The organism is Clostridium sp. UBA2485 (genome assembly GCF_002341865.1).
Taxonomy (GTDB): domain Bacteria; phylum Bacillota; class Clostridia; order Clostridiales; family Clostridiaceae; genus Clostridium_J.
In genome coordinates, this window is record NZ_DDOV01000062.1 from 73,975 (window position 1) to 74,673 (window position 699).

Annotated in this window: 1 protein-coding gene; it reads right to left on the reverse strand. The window is 24.0% G+C overall.

The genetic code is table 11. The features are described from left to right. Positions 1–257: 257 nt before the first annotated feature. Positions 258–699 (reverse strand): deoxynucleoside kinase (locus B3603_RS13410; protein ID WP_291565727.1); only part of this gene is annotated, 442 nt, incomplete at its 5' end.

Genomic DNA, 699 nt, shown 5'->3' on the forward strand with positions numbered 1-699 from the left:
TTATAAAACAGCTCAGATGTATTTTCATTCATAACTCTTTTAATATTACTACTCTTATTTTCTAAAGAACTTGTATAAATATTTTTATAACTTATAGCTATTAGAGTAAAAGCTATGATAAATAAAACTAATATTATATTCAAATCTAATTTCTTCTTCATATTCCATCTCCTTTAACTCTAATATTCTTTTTTATTTTGTGTATTATAAAATAATTTATTCTATAAATAAAAAGTCCTCCCATTTAAGGAGACCTTTTATTTTATAGATTTTAACTTATCATCAATTAATGATAATAGATATTGTCTATCTTCTATATTATTTTCAAAATCCAAATTATCTACATCGACCTTTAAAATTGGAGATATATTATATTCACTAAAGTATTCTCTGTAATTATCATTTAGCCTTTCCCAGTATTCTCTTTCAACTATTTTTTCGTATTCTCTTCCTCTTTTATTAATTCTTCTTATTGCCTCATCTACTGTTACCTCTAAATAAATCAATAGTTTAGGCGGCTTGCAGTGCTCTAACATGTTCTCAAATAGCTCTATGTATAAGTCAAATTCTTCTATAGACATATCCTTAGAATCCTTTAACATTTTAGCAAAAATAACATCTCCATATATGCTTCTATCCATTACTGCTTTATTAAATTTTGACGCTTCTTTTATGTTTTTAAATCTTTTATTAAGAAAA